Raw genomic sequence first — 17682 nt, forward strand, 5'->3', positions numbered from 1 at the left:
ACTATATACTGTACATTCTGAAATGCGTTACAGGTCAAGGGGGAGATTCAAAATTTCTACAATTGAAGATATCGCCAAATTAGCTGGGGTTTCGAAAGCGACCGTTTCTCGTGTAATCAATCGTCATCCGTATGTTCGAACAGAATTAAGAGAAAGAGTGCAAGCGATTATTGATGAAAAAAAATATGTCCCTGTAGCGGTAGCAAAAGATTTACGACGCCTTCAAACGAATTTAATCGGTGTAGTAGTACCGAATTTATACCATCCATTCTTTAGTCAATTCATCCAAGAAGTAAGTAATGTTTTAAAAGAAGATTGTTATGACGTTGTGATATTACAATCAAATTATGCACCAGAGAGGGAAAGAGAATTTATCCATTACATAAGAACGAAGAAGCTAGATGGGCTTATTTTTGCGACACTTTCTTTGCCGATAGAGGAGGTCGAATGTGTAAGTACTTCAGGTGCGATTATTATATGTAATGAGCATATAGAAACAGAATTGATATCAACAGTTCAATTTGATGAAGAACGGGCGGGATATTTAGGAACAAAGCATCTTTTAGAAAAAGGATATACACGCATTGGATTTTGTTACGATACATTAAAAAGTAAGGCGCAGCGAAAAAGGTATAAAGGATATAAAAGAGCTTTATGTGAGCATCATCTATCATTGCGACAGGAATGGATATTTCCTAATTGTTATGGATTAAAAGATGGGAAACGGGTGCTACAGATGATGCAATCTATGAAAAATGCCCCCGATGCGATTTTTACAGGTAGTGACGAAATAGCTGCTGGAATGATTATGGAAGCACAGCGAATGGGAATTTGTATTCCGAAAGATTTTGGTGTGATTGGATTTGATAATCAAGAAATTTCGATGATGATGAATCCGAGTATAACAACTATTTCTACCTCGATTGCAAGTATGGCAAGGTATTCTATTATTTTATTGCATAAACAATTACAGGGAAAACATGTGCAACAGATACAATTACCTATTTTAGTTATAGAAAGAGAATCGACAAGAAGGGAGGAAGGATATGTTTCATACAGACCGTGTACAGTTTCGTAAATATACAATGGAAGATTTAGATTTTTACGCTTCTTTATGGGGGAATGATCAAGTAATTCGTTACATCGGGAAAGGGACTCCCAAAACGTATGAACAATGTAAAAAAAGTCTTGAGAGCTGGGTTTTACCAGGATACGAATGTGGAATTGGTTTATTTTTAATGTTACATAGAGAAACGGGAGAACCAATGGGACATGCCGGACTTGTTAAGCAACGCGTTGATGGAAAAGAAGAGATTGAAGTTGGCTATTGGCTTCTTCCAGAGTACTGGGGAAATGGATTTGCGAAAGAAGCGGCAGCAGCTTTTCGCGATTATGGCTTTCAAGTATTAAAGCTTCAGAAACTTATTTCTCTTGTTAATCCGAATCACCCAGCTTCTATTTTTGTAGCAAGAAAGACAGGTATGGTTTATGAGAAGACAGTTGTATTCCATGATATGGATGTTCTCGTATATGCAATGAAACGAGCAGGTGAGTGAAAGAACAACCTGCTCGTTTTATGCTATTTATAAAAAGCGCTGCAAACAAATTTGTTTACAATGCCTCAATATACATGTTTTCGATTTTCAGTATGGCTTGAAATAAGGAGAAGTGCAGCTTCATCACCAATATTACGAACGATATGTGGTACACATGCGCTCCAAGAAAACGAATCTCCTTCTTCAATGATGGCAATGTCCTCTCCATGTTGTACTTCTAATTTTCCGCGCAAGACAAGATGGCATTCTTCACCTTCATGAGCATTCGGTGTGTTTTCTTTCGGAAAGCCGACAGGAATTTCTACTAATGATAAACGTAGTCCGCCTTGCTCGGCTACATGTTCAATTTTTTGTTGATCTTTTCCATAAATACTATATTTCCGTTCTTCTTTTTTTACAATTTTCATCCGATCTTTTTGCTCTAACAATAAATAAGGAAGAGGAACATTTAAAAAATGAGCGATTGTTTCAAGAGTAAGAATAGACGGAGATGTTTTATTGTTTTCCACTTGACTCATAAATCCTTTAGAAAGCCCTGTTCCTTCACATATTTGCGCAATTGTAATTCCTCTGCGCTGGCGAATTTCACGTATTGTCGAACCGATATTCATAAAAACCGTGCTCCTTTTTAATAACAGATATTTGTATCATAGCAAATCTTTTTTATTTTTTCTCAATAAAAATTAATTGACGAATAAAAAAAATTATTGTATGTTTTGTAATGTAAATAAAAGTTTTATATAACGAAACAAAAGGAGAGTAAAGATGAATCAATATATTGGTAATTTAATTATTCGAGTTGTATTAGGAATTATATTTTTTGCTCATGGTTTAAAAAAATTTCAAGCAGGAATCGATAATATTGCAGGTTGGTTTACAAGCATTGGTTTACCAGGTGGTCTTGCATATGGCGTTGCAACAGTCGAGGTAATTGGCGGTGCGCTATTAATTATCGGCTTAGGTGTAAGATACGTAGGATTATTATTTGCACTTATTTTAGTTGGAGCAATTGTAAAAGTGAACGGACCATTTGGCTTATTAGGCGATGGAAAACATCCAGGATATGAATTAGACTTAGCGTTATTAACAATGGGTCTTTATTTATTTGTTGTAAAAGCAGAAGGTTTTGTGGATCGCTACTTAAAAGCTACGATTTTGAAAAAAGACTAATTTAAACTAGAAAATAGTATGAATTTTTGATGTTACCTTAATACAGAAATTTGTAGTGTAATTTGGTCATCATATTCTGTTCATTATGAAATGTAGAAAAGGAAGCCTGAGGTAGGCTTCCTTTTCTACATTCTCTTATCGTACTATCGCTTTTTCATTCTGTAAAAACATCTCATCAAACTGCTTTGCCATTTCAAAATCGAGTGTTGTTAATCCTTTTGCATTCCAGGATGACAATGTGATAATAACTGCTTTATACTGAATTAAGATAAATGGATGGTGATTGCGTTCTTCAGATAGTTTGGCGGCTTCAGAAACAAATTCGACACCTTTTAAGTAGTCGGAGAACATGTATTTTCGTTCAATCCATTTTTCGTCCTTTATTGTCCATTTATCCAACTTCATTAACTCTTCTTGTACTTCTTCATTAGTTAGTCGTTGCATTATTTTTCACATCCTTTATTGGGAGTAAGGCAAGTCCGTTATTAATTAATCGCTGCACCGCTTCATTATTTGTAAAGGAAGAAAGTTGTTGTAATAATGTTGCGCGTTCTGGGATCTCTACTTTATGCCCCGCTAACAACTCTAAAATTTCAAGGCGCAGTAGCCATTCTTGTTTATAAAATCGTTCTAGTGCGTGATAAATCGCTGCAAGCTGTTCTATATGCTGTTCATGTAGTGAACTTTCACCCCGAATGTTGCGAACTGTTTCGTACATGCTTTCTAGTTCTGATTGCATACGCGGTGCGGGTGTTGCTTCTTCTTCGTCATCCACCGGGAAGAATGCTACTGGATCTGCTGCCCCGGGGAATACAGAAGTAATAGCCGAACCAACTGCCATGTCAAATGTACCCCATGATGTATCAAATAATAAGCGGTCTTTCAGCGTTACAGTACAGTTTGTAAACGAAATGACAGCGACTTTTTCTTTATTTCTAATCATATCGCTTACTATTCCTGTGACATGTACACCGCTTTTAAAAATAAGCTCGGCTTTATGACCAATAACGATTCCTAATGCACGTAATTCTTCATCTGTACAAGATTCTAATGCAATATCATGTTGTAATAGTCCAATTGGTGTACCGAAGCCGTCTTGATGTACAGCTGTGGAATGATTTTGTAATTGCGCATGGTGAATTGCTAATGCAGTTGGACTATTTGTTTTCATATAAATTGCTTCGCCGTTTTCATCTTTTACGATTTCAGCGAGCGTTCCTGTAATTTGTAATCCACTGTTTAGCTCGACTGTTGCTGTATTTTCAGAGCGGAGCGCTTTATCTAAACTCTCTGTACCGCCTAGTTTGAATGCCATCGTTTCTGAGAATGCTTCAAGTGAATCAATAAGCTCTTCAAACGACTGACAAACAAAGAGTTGCGGCTGCATTTTCGTTACATCGTAAGTCGTTTGAATGCATGCTTCAATTGAGAAAGGTACTTTTTTGACTGCATCAGTTAAACAATACTTACTTTCACCAACAGAGGAAAGGAGACCGGCGCCGTAAATTTTCGGGTTTTGTAGATCGCCAATTAGCCCGTATTCTACTGTCCACCAAAATAGACGTGAAATTTGTTCTGCTTCTGATAGGCCGGAAATATGTTTTTGTTTTTCTACTACTTCTTTTTCCGCTGCCACAATTTCTTCTTGTGTAGATGTTCTGCTTTCTTTTACAATCGTTAATTGGCGAACTGCTTCAAATAATTCGTGTTCTTCTTTTGTAGAAAAAGCTTTAGCTCCAATCATTCCGAACAATTTCACGTACTTTGCATATGTAGGGTCGAGTAAAATTGGAGCGTGACCAGCTGCTTCATGAACGATATCTGGAGCTGGTGTATACTCAATATTTTCCACTTTACGAATATCTGTCGCGATGGGCAGAAGTCCGTGTCCTTGGAAGTCAAAGAATGCTACACCAGGAATCAATCCGTCAATTGTTACAGCGCCCCAACCACTCGGTGCTAAACAATCATTCATTTCTTCTACTTTTGGAATGGCATCTATGTTAATCCCGGAAGATTGCAATCCATTTACATAAGCTGGATGTGCAACGTCTTTTAAAAAGTTATGATTTTGTCTCATAATGTAGCGCCATACGGCATGATCAACTGGTGTGTATTGATCGTAATGCTGCTTTGATACATACGGTTTTAAATGTGATGGAATTTCTGTTTTTTTTGTCATATATACATCCTCCTTTTAAGTGAAAAAATAAGATGTTACATGTTGTACACGCATCGATCCTTTCAAAATGATGTAAGCGCTTTTAATTTTATCACAAGATTCCGAATTGTTTAACATTTCTTTTGGCGCAAATAAAAAAAATTGTAGTACTAACCCACTTGTGATTTTTTAGGTGAACGTGATAAAGAGTTGTTTTTAATAAATTTTGTATACTCTTCGGTTGAGTAGCGAAATGCTATAAGAAAAAGGTAGGGGATAATTATGGCAATGGAGCAAGAGATAGTATCATTATTAATACACGGGGCAACAATCTTTTTATTGTTATCTTTTGTTATTGCTGCACTGTTATGGTGGAAAACAAAATGTAGTGTATATGGCTGTTTTTTTAGTCATCTTATATTTCTAAGTTTTGGGATTGCAGCTTGGGTACATATTTTACAAGAACCGTCTGTTGGAGAGGGGGGTGAGTCGGAATATAATTCACTTTATATTGGACTTGCCGGCTCATCATGGGGAATTAGTATGCTATTTTTCATAAAAGGAATGCAGAGAATTGCAAAGCTTATAAAGTGAGGTATTCATATGCTTAAGAGTATGTTTCAGTTTTTTATATTTGTTTTTGTTTTCTTTGGCGCGGTTTCAAGTAGTTATGCGGAAAGTGTGCCAGTACAAGTTGCTTTTATTCGTAATCATAATCTTTGGATAAAAATAAACGGAAAAGAAAAGCAGGTAACAAAAGGAGAACATATCGCGAATCCAGAGTGGTCATATGATGGAAAGTGGCTTGCTTATGTAAAAGGAAAAGAAGCAAACCGGCTTGAATTATATCGAATTTCAGATGGGAAAAAGGTGATACCTTTCCAAGCGGATGCAACAAACCATCAATGGTCACCAAAGCAAAATATCATCGCTTTTCAATCTGGTGGTGTTTTGAATATATACGATGTAGAAAAAACACAACAGGGTTTTGAGAATGTATCAGTAGGGGTTGGAGATTATGGCTGGTATCCTGATGGGAAGAAATTTCTCGTTTCTTCTATGTCTCATTTACTACCAACAGGATGGACAGGTGCTGAGTTATTTCAAGTACCACTTAATGCAAATTTAGATCGAAGTAAGGTTAAACACTTTTACACCTTACCGAAAGAATCACCACAATTTTTTGCAATTGTAGCAAGTTTATTCCAATGGTCACCTGATAGAAAATGGATTTCCTTTTTAGCAACACCAACTGCCTCTTGGTCAATGGATAGTAATACTTTATGTATAATCGGAGCAGATGGAAGTCGGTTTGAAGCAGTTGATCACATGTTGATTCAACCAAAATGGTTTCAATGGGCCCCATCAAAAAATATTCTTGCATACATAGAAGGAGAGGGGCGTTTTATCGTCGAAAATAAACATTTAAAATTAAAAGAACTTCCTGCTTTTAAGCAAATTACTTTTACTCCAAAAGGTTATGTTGATTGGGATTTTATTTGGAATAATAATACTTTGATTACAATTTCCAGAGCAAAGGAAGCGAAGTGGTCCAATGATCCAAAAAAACGTCCCAAGCCTTCACTATATCAAATCAATGTTACGAATGCACAGCAACTTCAAATAACAACCCCATCAAAAGGATACGGAGATTATTATCCATACTATATTACACACACAAATCAAATCATATGGATACGCTCTAACGGAGAGCAATCTGATATGTGGATTGCCAATGCAGACGGTTCACGAGCGAGAAAATGGATTCACAATATAGACGAAGCAGCAAATTATTATGAGAAACGAGATTGGGAAAATGTTGTATCGGTACAAGAATAAATATATGCGTTCTCTGTTTGCAGAGACGCATATTAAAAGAGTGTATAGTTTGGCATAGATTTTTCGGCATTTATGCAGCGTTGTATCCATTGAACTTCATATTGTGAATGAGGTAAAATCCGATGCTGTAAATGACCGATATGAAAGATTTTTTCTGATAGACACCAATTTACACATAATTTGTATAAGTCATAATGTAATGGATCATCATCCCAATACACAGGAATCTCTTTTATATTTGCTTGCCAATATAAATATGCACGGGTATGACCATCTGTAAAAATAATTTTATTTTCTAATTTTTTTACGGGTAATGGTGTATGAAAAGCAAATGCCGATGGTGAAAAAGTCTGTTGCAATCTCATGATTTTGTCATTGCTTAGAAACAATTGACTCGGCTGTACTTTACATATATCGATAAAAAAAGAATTCATTTCGCATCACCTAAGTCTATTATAAAATTTTCGCCATATAGTATTCATTTCTCGGCTGTCCATCAACAACTACACCATGCGCAGCTTCACCTTCAATCACAAACCCCATCTTTTTATATAGTGCAATCGCTATCTCGTTATGAGACATGACAGTTAATTCAAGACGCAGTAATTGTTGTGTGCGAGCCCACATTTCAATTTCGTGAAGTAATTGTTTGCCGATTCCTTGACCTGCATACTGCTGGAGCACACCAATGACTAAATATGCAGTGTGTTGCTTTCGCCTTACTGCTCCACCGCGAGCGATTATATATCCAACAAGTTGCTCATCTTTCTCAGCTACTAAAAGTGTTGAATTATATGGAGAGAGAAGAGATTGAATCATAGATTTTTGCTTCTCAATCGTAAAGTTCCGCTCATTCGGCTCAAATAACATAAAATCTGTTTCTTGATCAATGGTTTGACATAGTTTCAAAAAGGGAGCTGCGTCTGCTTCTGTAATTTCGCGAATCATTGTTATCACTCATTTCTATTTTTATGTAACGTATTACATTCGTTGGATAGATGGTAAACTCCTGTGAGAATGGAACGATCTAACTATGTTTCTCCTTTAAATTTATATATACGTTGCTCCTCTCTTTTACATAAAGAGAGGATTTTTTTGTAAAGAGGAGAAGGATAACAGTGAAGAAGGGAGTTCATTTCAATACAAGAAAGGGATTTTAATGTGAATATTATTTTTGTAAGGCACGGAGAAGGAGAGCATACAAACGATCTGCTAGATAGTTTGTGGATAGAGCATCCATCTCTTACGGACAAAGGGAGAGAACAAGCATTAGCACTGCGGGAAAAACTTCCCCTACATGAGAATGATATATTGATTGCAAGTCCCACGTTTCGAACATTGCAGACAGCTACGCTATGGAGTGAGCAAGTTGCTTGTAGGAGGGTTGTTCATCCGTATATTTCCCCTCGTATTTTTCCATATCGAGAAGGAGCAAGAACATTGCCTTGTGACAAGATGTTAAGTCAAAAGAACATTCAACAGTTATTTCCGCAATTTTTATTAGCAGAAGAACGGAATGAAGAGTTATGGGAAAACGGGATTAATACGATTACAGAGGCTGCATTTTGTACAGCTGCTCATAGTTTCATAGAATGGTGTAAAACGTTAAAGTCTTCACGTGTGATAATCGTGTCTCATGATGGAACGATTACAGCATATAGGCAATATGTGATGAAACAAGCATTAACAAGGGAAGACTTTTTAGAGGAAACAGGGATGTATGAAATTCAATTATAGTAGAAGTAAATGTTGCATGAACAAGAGGAGATAACTGTATTTTATATTTGAGTTATCCCTCTCTAGGGGTAGTAAGACCCCCACCTCAAAATAGAAAGAAACAGAAAAAGGTAGGTGAGGGGTAAGTGTTTATAAGATCTTTTTCATGGAATAAGAAAATTTCGCATTGAGAAAATAATTTTTTATAAATAGTAATGAAAATCATTATCGTTTGTGGTATTATAGGTTCAAGTTTTTATTTGCAAATAAAAGTAGTTATATAGCGTACGTTTAAAGTATTTTGTCAAAATTGATAAAAAGCATTCATAATGAATGAACCAAAAACTGGTTACGAATGTTGTTGTATTCATGTAACTTATTTAATTACAAAAATCAGGAGGACTGTATGGTTATTCAGTTTTTAAGAGAGAATAAAGCCGTTTCCTTTTTATTAGCAGTAGTGCGTATTTATGTTGGATATACGTGGCTTATGGCAGGGATGAAAAAGTTAACAGGTGGTGGATTTGACGCAACAGGTTATTTAAAAGGAGCAATTGAAAAAGCATCAGGAGCTCAGCCAGCAGTGCAATCATGGTGGGCATCCTTTTTAAAAGAAGTAGCAATTCCAAATGTAGAGCTATTTAATTTTTTAGTTACATGGGGAGAAATTTTAGTTGGAATAGGGTTAATTGTTGGTTGTTTAACGAAAACAGCTGTATTTTTTGGTCTTGTAATGAACTTTTCCTATATGTTTAGTGGGTCAACGGGTGTGAATCCACAATTAGTAATTTTGTCTATGTTGATTCTAGTTGCAGGTTATAATGCTGGCAAATTTGGTGTAGATGGATTTATTTTATCAAAAATTTTCAATAAAAAATCACGAAATTATAAAAAGCAAGCAGCCTAGTATATAAAAGGGTATCTCATCATGAGATACCCTTTTAACGCGTTTGTGGTGATTTTGCTATAAATAAACTAAGAATGAGCATCGTAATTGCTGATAGAAAGAAAATGATGATTCCTAAAAAGGCTGAACCGAAATAAGAGTCATCGTTTGGAAGACTCATAAAGTAGCCGAAAAAAAAGAGGTTTGGAATTACGCCAATTAAACCGATAATAAACATATTCCAAATCGGCTTGTGGGTAACATATTGGCGGTACTTCTGTAATAATCGAATCCATAATATAAAGTAACCGATCCCTGATAGGAATAAGAAGAGTATTATAATCGGACCAAATAAAAGAGTGAAACTACCTTTTATTTCAATGGAACTAAATATCCAAACAAATCCAATTAATAGAGCACCTGATCCAAGCATATAGCATAAGTTATAAATGCTTAAATACAATCCATTTTTATATGAATTATTTTTAGTGGATCTCAGCAATACATCTCCTCCTTTTTCCCCCGATTGTATCACAAGTTTTCTTTTGTTAGGAATTTTTGTAAAAAATTATAACTTAGTAGGATACTTCGTGAAAAACTCATCAACATACTGTATAAACTCTTTCGGCTGTTGACGAAACGGTGCATGTTCGCCTTCTTCGATAATATGAAATGTACTGTTTTTTAAGAATTGGTGATACGTTTCGCCTTTTTGCCAAGCAACGCTTTGATCATGTCTTCCCCAAATAAGTAACGTTGGTAATTGGATTTCATCTGCGTTAATGCGTAAACGACGCGGCCACATTTTACCGAGTTCATCATGGTGTGCTGTATCGTCACGATTGTTCTTTACTTCTCCTTCGCGAAATTCTTTCGGAGTAGAAACTGTACTTAAATCATTTGATAATTTTGGTTTTGGAGATCCTTTCCCGTGCTGTAAAGTTTCTGCTCCTATTGCATCCGATAAAATAAGGTGAGTTACTGCATCTGGATATAAGTATGTTAAATTTAAAGAAATTTCCCCGCCCATAGAGTGTCCTAATATAGCGAATGTATCATAGCCTAATTTTTTCATTAATTTATAATATAAGTTTGCTTGGTTTGGGAAGGAGTAGCGAAAATCCATCGGTTTTGAAGAATGACCGAAACCTAAAATATCAACAGCGATAACAGTATGATTTTTTCCTAAATCGGGATAAATATCACTAAATCCATTTGATGAACCTCCAAAGCCGTGAAGCATAAGTAAAGGTGGTTTATTTTTACCGATTTGTTTAAAGTAAATAGTTTGTCCATCAATTTCAATCATTTTTTCTTTCGTTTCTAGTTTTGTTTCAATTGTTTCTTTTACTTGTGTTGCTTTTTCTGTTTGTTTTTCGATTGTACTGCAGCTCGTTAATGTTGTGAGGACAAAACAGCTGAGCATGTAAAGCTTCCATCGTTTCAAAATGTTTTCCCCTTTCTAGCATAGCGCTGCATCCAGCATGGCATATATAAAATCTCGCTTACCAGGGAGGGTTTCTCCGTTTTTTATCATGAAAGGAGAGAGCAGCGTTTCTTCAAACTCAAATGGTAACAGTTTATCTCTAAAGCTTTTTTGTATATGTGGAACATCAATGCGAACAGTTCCATTCCATTGGTTACATATGGATAGCAGTAAATGCAAGGCATCCTCTCCGTTGCTAGCGATAAGTGGAGTAACACATAACGTATCTCCTTTTCGGATACATAACGCGAAAGCTTCAAGTCTATCATTTCTTTCGACTTTTAATGAAAGGTGTGCTCTATGTAACAGCTTTGAATATAGATCAGGGCGATAAGCGCCGCTTGCTTCGTAATCGAATTGAATAAGTGTATTAAGGTCCTCACTTGTGATTGTACGAGTAGCAAAGGAACCCGGTTTTGCTGTTGTTCTATTTCGTTCCAATCGATGAATGGAAGTAACTGTGTTAAATCCATATGTATGATATAAAGGCGTACCAGCATCCGTTGCAATGAGTGTAACAGGTTGCAATGGGGGAGCATTTTTTAAACAAATATCTAGTAAAGAACGTCCTAATCCCCTTCGCTGAAAATCCGGATGAACAATAAGCATACCAATAGAAGTAAACCCTGTTTTATATGGAAAAACAGCAATACAAGAGACGAGCCGTCCTTCGTTATCATGACCAAATAAATTACCGACGGAAAGGTACGTCTCGAATTGCCCCTTCATAAATGAAATATTGTGTAACCATCCTACAGCATCGCAAAGAGATAAAAGCTGTGAAATATCAGAGTGATTTAATATTTTTACTTTCATATATCATCCCCCCTTAAATTTCCATATGTTAATCCATTTTAGCATATGAATTCAAAACATTCCGTTTACATGAAAAAATAATGCTAGGCAAAGAAATAAAACGACAAAGAAATGCACATTGTAACGATAATCACCAACAATTAACAAAACATTTACATTTTTCTAATTTCCCCTTAACAGTTTTCCCTTACATTAGGTAATGGGGATTGAATTAACTAATTAGGGGGACTTATAAAGTGAAAAAATTTATGAAGAAAGCATGGCCATTTGCAGTTGTTTCATCGTTAGCACTTACTTCGGTTGTTACATGGAATATGACACGTTCAGAGGTCATTAAAGCAGATGAAAAAGAGAGTGATGCAAAGATTAAAAATGTAATTGTCTTAATAGGAGATGGGATGGGCCCTTCTTATATGACAGCACATCGTTATATGAAAGATAACCCAAAAACATTTGAGATGGAGCAAACGGAATTTGATAAACACCTTGTAGGAACACAGGTTACATATCCAGAAGACGAGCATCAAAATATTACAGACTCAGCTTCTGCTGCTACTGCAATGTCATCAGGGATTAAAACATATAATGCAGCTATAGCAGTGGATAATGACAAAACAAACGTAAAGACAGTACTAGAGCAAGCGAAAGAACGCGGGAAATCTACAGGATTAGTTGCAACTTCTGAAATTACGCATGCAACACCAGCAGCTTTCGGTGCACATGATGTAAGTCGGAAAAACATGGATGCCATTGCAAATGATTACCTCGATGAAAAAATTAATGGTAAGCATAAAGTAGACGTTCTTCTTGGCGGCGGTGTAAATAACTTTGTAAGAAAAGATCGCAATCTTACAGAAGAATTTAAAAAAGATGGTTATAGCTATGTAACGGATCGTCAGCAATTATTAAATGATAAGAGTGACCAAATTCTTGGTTTATTTGCACCAGGCGGTTTTGATAAAATGATTGATCGCAATGATAAAGCGCCTTCTTTAGCAGAAATGACGAACGCAGCGATTGAGCGTTTAAATAAAAACAAAAATGGTTTCTTCTTAATGGTAGAAGGTAGCCAAATTGACTGGGCTGGTCATGATAATGATGTTGTTGCAGCGATGAGTGAAATGGAAGACTTTGAAAGAGCATTTAAGGCAGCGATTGAGTTTGCAAAAAAAGATAAACATACATTAGTTGTAGCAACTGCTGATCATTCTACTGGCGGCTTCTCTCTTGGAACAAAAGGCGAGTACAATTTTGATGTAAAACCAATTAAAGCAGCAAAACGTACACCTGACTTTATGGCGGCTGAAATCGCTAAAGGGGCAAGTGTTGAAGAAACATTGAAAAAGTATATTGATTTAGAATTAACAGCAGAAGAAATTAAATCAGTAAATGATGCTGCAACGTCAAAAGATGCGACAAAAATTGATAATGCAATTGAAGCGATCTTTAACAAGCGCTCTTATACAGGATGGACAACGGATGGTCATACTGGTGAAGATGTTGGTGTCTATGCATTTGGACCAGGAAAATATTTATTTGCTGGCGTTCAAGAAAATACAAACTTAGCAAAACGTGTATTTGATATTATAGGCGGCGGTGACCCAAATAAAGGTCGACGCTAATATGGAGAAAAAGTGGGGCTTCTTTGCCTTGCTTTTTCTTTTTCATTTTGGAGGAGAGAGATGAAACGAATACTAAAGAGATTAGGGATTGTAGGGATCATAAGTCTTCAATTATGCGGATGCAGCTCACAAGAAAAAGTGCAAAAAGATACAATGAAAAAGGAAGAAACGGTTTATAAAGAAGAGAAAAATAAAAAGGTGACAACGCCTATACCGGAAAAAGAAGAACAAGCAATTAAAAAGTTAATAGATTCCTATATTCAAACAATAAATGAGAAAGATTTTGAAGGACATATGGCACTCTTTTCAACGAAATCATTAGGATTAGAAGATACAAAAGCACAAAAACAAGCAGAGTTTAAAAATAAGAATAAAAAAATTGACCTATTGGATTTTAATGTAGAAAACTTTGAAGGAGAGTATGCTGTTATAAAAACAAAAGAGAAAGAAGAATCCATTCAAAGGAAATTGCGTTACACCGTAGGAAAAGAAAATGATGTATGGAAGATAGAAGATGTTCGTGTGATGGGGGAAGGGTAAAGTGAAACTTCCATCAGTGGGGGATCTTACTGCCCACGAATAGCGGGATAAAAAGAAGTTCTCCAAATAGAGAACTTCTTTTACACAGGTAATAAAATGCGCTCGGAACACGCTTCAATTTCATCGATATCTTGACGGATAGATGCCATCTTATTATCAAGTTCTTCAGCTTTCATAGCAGCATCATGTAATTCGTTTTTTAAATACTCAGGGATATTTCCTTCATATTTATAGTACATTTTATGTTCTAAACTTGCCCAGAAATCCATTGCTAGCGTACGTAATTGAATTTCTGCAAAAACATCTTGTGTTCCAGAATTTAATGCTAATGGATACTTAATAATCATATGGAGACTTTTATAGCCATTTGGTTTTGGTGTATTAATATAATCTTTAACTTCTACGATTTCCATATCTGTTCGTTTTTCAATCAATTTTTTTAAATAATAAATATCTTCCACGAAACAACATGTAATTCGAATGCCAATGATATCGAATAAATGCTGTTGAGCGTTTTCAACAGTTGGTGTTAAGTGTTTTCGTTCTAGCTTTTTAATAATACTTTTTGGTTGCTTTAATCGTGTTTTTATATGTTCAAACGGGTTGTAGTCTTCTAGAAACTGAGCTTCCCGGTTCATAATTTCGAATTTTGTTTTCAGTTCTTCAAGAGCAAATGTATAAGGTAATACAAATGCTTTCCAATAATTAACTGTTGTTTGGTTATAATCCATTTTCTACACACCTTTTTCTTATTTGGAAAATAAGGTTGCTTACACTAAATACCATATCATATACGCACATGCTGCGAATGATGAGATCATAAAGCGATAACGTGTTTTCATGAGAGGTCCCTCCTTTGTTATGGAATTTATTGTATGTAAACTCTGTATACTCTTATACTAATCGATTGATGTGAATTTCGTATGAACAAATTGTTTCAGTTTGTTGTCTTTTTTGAATCGTTTACAAAAAAATAAGGAGCATGGTGTTTTTTTAATATGGAATTGACAAAGCGTATAATAAAGTTTGTGATATAAATCATAACGATTTCGTTTTACGAAACGGAATGAAATTTTTAGGAGTCACACACTTATGCGCGTAAATATTACATTAGCTTGTACAGAATGCGGTGACCACAATTATATTACAAAGAAAAATAAACGAAATAACCTAGAATGTATTGAACTAAAAAAGTACTGTCCACAATTAAAACGAGTAACATTGCATCGTGAAATGAAGTAAACGACTAGGGATTTTAGTTATTTTTTTGTTGGATAGGGATTACGACCTTTATTAGGTAATCAGCTATAATTTCGCAAATTCCTACTAATTCCATTTATGAAAAATAAAGATAATTTTGTGTGATATGATATAAATGTATTTTTTACCATAGGAGGATTATGATGAATCAAGTAGATAGGAAGAGAGTGCAACAAGTAGCGCATATCGTTGAAATTCCACATGATTATACACTTGTTGTTGATGAGGAAAACCTAAATGGAGATGCTCATTTATTATGGTGGGAAAAACGGGAGAACCCTGAAGGATACATTCAAGTTTGTTTATGCAAAGCAACAGGAGAGTTAATGGAATTATCTATCCATAAAGAAGGTGTTACAAAGCAGCTAAGTATAAGTAAAGAGCAAGGAAAAAGCATTGCGGATGCATTCTTGCAGCAGCATGCACCGCATACATATAAAGAATGTACGGTTATTTATATAAATGAAAGAAAGGCAAGTATAGTGATTGAATATAGGCAGGAAGTAAATGGCTATTCGTTGCCTCGAACAGGTTTTGTAGTAGAAGTTGATTTAGATGGGAATGTTATTAAATTTAGAAACGAGGGCATAAAGGAAAAACCAATGTGGCCGAGTTCTATTGTAGAGAAAGAAGTTGTGACAAAGCAGTTGAAGCAAAGGCAGAGTATGGAGCCTGTCTTTATCCAGCTTTCGAATTCGTTGTTTGAATGGGAGGATGGCGAAATAGAAGAAGGTTATTATCTTGTATATGAACCGATTCCTGCACATGCTTTTATTGATGTACATACTGGAGAAGACTGGCATGATCGTAATCATTATGTGATTGAAACAAAAGAATTGCCAGCTTTAAGTGAGAAACCGCAACTAGAAGAAAATATTGATTGGTTATTGAATATTGATAAGAATGTCATGACGAAAGTACGTGAAGAAGAAGGAGAAACAGAGAAGACAATTGTTTGGGCGAAGTTACCAGATAAACAAGAGGACGCAGAAGAAAATGACAAATCTTTCGATGCGTACTGGAAGAAACAGTTTCATATGTTCCAGTATGAAATGTCGGTTATCGTGAAAATGGATAAAGAAACAAATGAGTTGCTTGCATATTATGAACGGGGAAACGACGTAGGAAACCCTGTATTAACTCGTGAGCAGTGTTTTGAAAAGGCGCTACAATTTTTAGGGAAGGTATTTCCAAATTACGAACAATATCTTCGTGTTTGGAGTAATCAAGATGATCCTGATGAAGAAGATCCAGGGCACTTTCATTTTTACGTATATGTAAATGATGTTCGAATAGAAGGTGAGTTGGTACGCGTCGTTGTGGACGGAGAAACCGGCCACATAAGAGCGTATAGTGGTACGTCGCAAAGTCTTATTCAAAAGCTGCTCACTTATGATAAGGAAGTGAAAGTGAGTGGAAAGCAAGCGTTAGAGCGGTATTGTCAATGGCTTCGGGCAGAATTAAGGTGGTTTGAGGAAAGTGAACAAGAGCCTCCACAGTATCGACTTATTTATAGTCAAACAACGGCAGAAAACAATAAAGAATATAATGGGGATTATAGCAATAGACGAGAAATTCGCTATATAGATGCGAGTACAGGAAAAGCAATTTGGTGGAAAGTTTGAAACAAATACATTTAAATAATGAATGTTTTTCGTTTTGTCCATAAAGCTGTACAGACACAAACAACCACTCGCCCACATACATATAGTAAAGACCACTATTTTTGCGGGGGTGAAGAGGTTGAGTCTGTTCGCCGCAATTGGATATATGATTCGTGAAATGTTTGTATTCGTATCGTATGTCAAAAATAATGCATTTCCACAGCCATTGTCGCCTGATGAGGAAAGGAAGTACCTGGAGCTTATGGAGCAAGGGGATGCGCACGCAAGAAATCTCCTCATCGAACATAATCTGCGTCTTGTAGCACATATTGTGAAAAAATTTGAAAATACAGGAGAAGATTCAGAAGATTTAATTTCCATCGGTACGATTGGCTTAATTAAGGCAATCGAAAGCTATTCGCAAGGAAAGGGAACGAAACTAGCAACATATGCAGCTCGTTGTATTGAAAATGAAATCTTAATGCATTTACGCGTATTAAAGAAAACGAAAAAAGACGTTTCTCTTCATGACCCAATTGGACAGGACAAGGAAGGGAATGAGATTTCCTTAATCGATATTTTAAAATCAGAATCAGAAGATGTAATCGATACGATTCAACTAAGTATGGAGCTTGAGAAAATTAAAGAGTATATTGACATATTAGATGAACGAGAAAAAGAAGTGATTGTAAACCGATTTGGTCTTGGTATGGAGAAAGAGAAAACGCAGCGCGAGATTGCGAAAGCACTTGGTATATCAAGGAGCTACGTATCACGTATCGAGAAGCGGGCATTAATGAAGATGTTTCATGAATTTGTTCGTGCAGAGAAGGAGAAGAAGGGGAAATAGTAAATAAGAAAAGTGCTTGCTTTTATTCGAAAGCAGGCACTTTTCTTATTGGATAAAACGAAACTCCTATGATAAATCCATGTTCACGGTTGAAAATGATGGGTTCTATCTGTAATATTAAAAGGTGCTAATAATTTATGATATAGAAATAAGAATAGGAAAAACTACATGTAAGG

The 17682-nt window shown here is 35.7% G+C and carries 21 protein-coding genes; 12 read left to right on the forward strand and 9 right to left on the reverse strand.

Annotated features, from left to right (window positions below; translation table 11 throughout):
- Positions 1-22: 22 nt before the first annotated feature.
- Both AB1280_RS23960 and AB1280_RS23965 read left to right on the forward strand, forming a co-directional pair.
- Complete coding sequence (locus AB1280_RS23960) at positions 23-1078, forward strand: LacI family DNA-binding transcriptional regulator (protein WP_429757224.1); 1056 nt, start codon at positions 23-25, stop codon at positions 1076-1078.
- Positions 1047-1556 (forward strand): GNAT family N-acetyltransferase, encoded by a 510-nt coding sequence (locus AB1280_RS23965; RefSeq protein ID WP_429757225.1) that lies wholly within the window; start codon positions 1047-1049, stop codon positions 1554-1556. Before AB1280_RS23960 ends, AB1280_RS23965 begins: the two co-directional genes overlap by 32 nt.
- A gap of 65 nt (positions 1557-1621) precedes the next feature.
- Here the strand turns inward: AB1280_RS23965 and AB1280_RS23970 are convergent, their stop codons facing one another.
- Complete coding sequence (locus tag AB1280_RS23970; protein WP_272186745.1) at positions 1622-2167, reverse strand: helix-turn-helix domain-containing protein; 546 nt, start codon at positions 2165-2167, stop codon at positions 1622-1624.
- A gap of 154 nt (positions 2168-2321) precedes the next feature.
- Here AB1280_RS23970 and AB1280_RS23975 point away from each other — a divergent pair, with 154 nt between their 5' ends.
- Complete coding sequence (locus AB1280_RS23975) at positions 2322-2726, forward strand: DoxX family protein (RefSeq protein WP_429757226.1); 405 nt, start codon at positions 2322-2324, stop codon at positions 2724-2726.
- Positions 2727-2861: 135 nt separating this feature from the next.
- Here the strand turns inward: AB1280_RS23975 and AB1280_RS23980 are convergent, their stop codons facing one another.
- Both AB1280_RS23980 and AB1280_RS23985 read right to left on the reverse strand, forming a co-directional pair.
- Positions 2862-3173, reverse strand: coding sequence for a 4a-hydroxytetrahydrobiopterin dehydratase (locus tag AB1280_RS23980; protein ID WP_272186996.1), 312 nt, complete (start codon positions 3171-3173; stop codon positions 2862-2864).
- Positions 3154-4908, reverse strand: a complete 1755-nt coding sequence (locus tag AB1280_RS23985) for an aromatic amino acid hydroxylase (protein ID WP_429757227.1) — start codon at positions 4906-4908, stop codon at positions 3154-3156. The genes AB1280_RS23980 and AB1280_RS23985 overlap by 20 nt, the downstream gene beginning before the upstream one ends.
- A 261-nt stretch (positions 4909-5169) precedes the next feature.
- Here AB1280_RS23985 and AB1280_RS23990 point away from each other — a divergent pair, with 261 nt between their 5' ends.
- Together AB1280_RS23990 and AB1280_RS23995 are read left to right on the forward strand one after the other, a co-directional pair.
- Complete coding sequence (locus AB1280_RS23990; RefSeq protein ID WP_429757228.1) at positions 5170-5481, forward strand: hypothetical protein; 312 nt, start codon at positions 5170-5172, stop codon at positions 5479-5481.
- A gap of 9 nt (positions 5482-5490) precedes the next feature.
- Complete coding sequence (locus tag AB1280_RS23995; RefSeq protein ID WP_429757229.1) at positions 5491-6726, forward strand: TolB family protein; 1236 nt, start codon at positions 5491-5493, stop codon at positions 6724-6726.
- A 32-nt stretch (positions 6727-6758) separates the two neighbouring features.
- On the opposite strand, the gene AB1280_RS24000 is transcribed toward AB1280_RS23995, so the two are convergent.
- Together AB1280_RS24000 and AB1280_RS24005 are read right to left on the reverse strand one after the other, a co-directional pair.
- Positions 6759-7160, reverse strand: a complete 402-nt coding sequence (locus AB1280_RS24000; RefSeq protein ID WP_272186750.1) for a hypothetical protein — start codon at positions 7158-7160, stop codon at positions 6759-6761.
- Positions 7161-7179: 19 nt separating this feature from the next.
- Entirely contained in the window at positions 7180-7674 is a 495-nt protein-coding gene (locus AB1280_RS24005; RefSeq protein WP_429757230.1) for an N-acetyltransferase family protein, read from the reverse strand.
- Positions 7675-7887: 213 nt separating this feature from the next.
- On the opposite strand from AB1280_RS24005, the gene AB1280_RS24010 reads away from it, so the two are divergent.
- Positions 7888-8463 carry a histidine phosphatase family protein gene (locus AB1280_RS24010; protein WP_429757231.1) on the forward strand — a complete coding sequence of 192 codons (576 nt, stop codon included), beginning with the start codon at positions 7888-7890 and terminating at the stop codon, positions 8461-8463.
- A gap of 385 nt (positions 8464-8848) precedes the next feature.
- Positions 8849-9349 (forward strand): DoxX family protein, encoded by a 501-nt coding sequence (locus tag AB1280_RS24015; RefSeq protein WP_429757232.1) that lies wholly within the window; start codon positions 8849-8851, stop codon positions 9347-9349.
- 34 nt (positions 9350-9383) lie between these two features.
- On the opposite strand, the gene AB1280_RS24020 is transcribed toward AB1280_RS24015, so the two are convergent.
- From AB1280_RS24020 to AB1280_RS24030, 3 genes are all read right to left on the reverse strand, one after another.
- Entirely contained in the window at positions 9384-9830 is a 447-nt protein-coding gene (locus AB1280_RS24020) for a hypothetical protein (protein ID WP_429757233.1), read from the reverse strand.
- 66 nt (positions 9831-9896) lie between these two features.
- The gene (locus AB1280_RS24025) at positions 9897-10775 is read right to left on the reverse strand and encodes an alpha/beta fold hydrolase (protein WP_272186755.1); all 879 of its coding nucleotides are present in this window, start codon (positions 10773-10775) and stop codon (positions 9897-9899) included.
- 15 nt (positions 10776-10790) lie between these two features.
- Positions 10791-11630: a GNAT family N-acetyltransferase gene (locus tag AB1280_RS24030; protein WP_429757234.1), complete on the reverse strand. Its 840-nt coding sequence runs from the start codon at positions 11628-11630 to the stop codon at positions 10791-10793.
- 236 nt (positions 11631-11866) lie between these two features.
- On the opposite strand from AB1280_RS24030, the gene AB1280_RS24035 reads away from it, so the two are divergent.
- Together AB1280_RS24035 and AB1280_RS24040 are read left to right on the forward strand one after the other, a co-directional pair.
- On the forward strand, positions 11867-13252 hold the full coding sequence (locus AB1280_RS24035; protein ID WP_429757235.1) for an alkaline phosphatase: 1386 nt from the start codon (positions 11867-11869) through the stop codon (positions 13250-13252).
- Between the two features lie 60 nt (positions 13253-13312).
- Positions 13313-13792, forward strand: a complete 480-nt coding sequence (locus AB1280_RS24040) for a hypothetical protein (protein WP_429757236.1) — start codon at positions 13313-13315, stop codon at positions 13790-13792.
- An 80-nt stretch (positions 13793-13872) separates the two neighbouring features.
- On the opposite strand, the gene AB1280_RS24045 is transcribed toward AB1280_RS24040, so the two are convergent.
- The gene (locus AB1280_RS24045) at positions 13873-14523 is read right to left on the reverse strand and encodes a GTP pyrophosphokinase (RefSeq protein WP_272186759.1); all 651 of its coding nucleotides are present in this window, start codon (positions 14521-14523) and stop codon (positions 13873-13875) included.
- A 361-nt stretch (positions 14524-14884) separates the two neighbouring features.
- Between AB1280_RS24045 and rpmG the strand changes: the two genes are divergently transcribed.
- From rpmG to sigK, 3 genes are all read left to right on the forward strand, one after another.
- A complete protein-coding gene (gene rpmG / locus AB1280_RS24050; protein WP_429757237.1) occupies positions 14885-15034 on the forward strand; it encodes a 50S ribosomal protein L33 in 150 nt (49 codons plus the stop codon).
- Between the two features lie 161 nt (positions 15035-15195).
- Complete coding sequence (locus AB1280_RS24055; protein ID WP_429757238.1) at positions 15196-16677, forward strand: YcdB/YcdC domain-containing protein; 1482 nt, start codon at positions 15196-15198, stop codon at positions 16675-16677.
- A 118-nt stretch (positions 16678-16795) separates the two neighbouring features.
- On the forward strand, positions 16796-17506 hold the full coding sequence (sigK, locus tag AB1280_RS24060) for an RNA polymerase sporulation sigma factor SigK (protein WP_272186762.1): 711 nt from the start codon (positions 16796-16798) through the stop codon (positions 17504-17506).
- Positions 17507-17682 lie beyond the last annotated feature (176 nt).

Source organism: Bacillus sp. S10(2024) (genome assembly GCF_050473865.1).
Taxonomy (GTDB): domain Bacteria; phylum Bacillota; class Bacilli; order Bacillales; family Bacillaceae_G; genus Bacillus_A.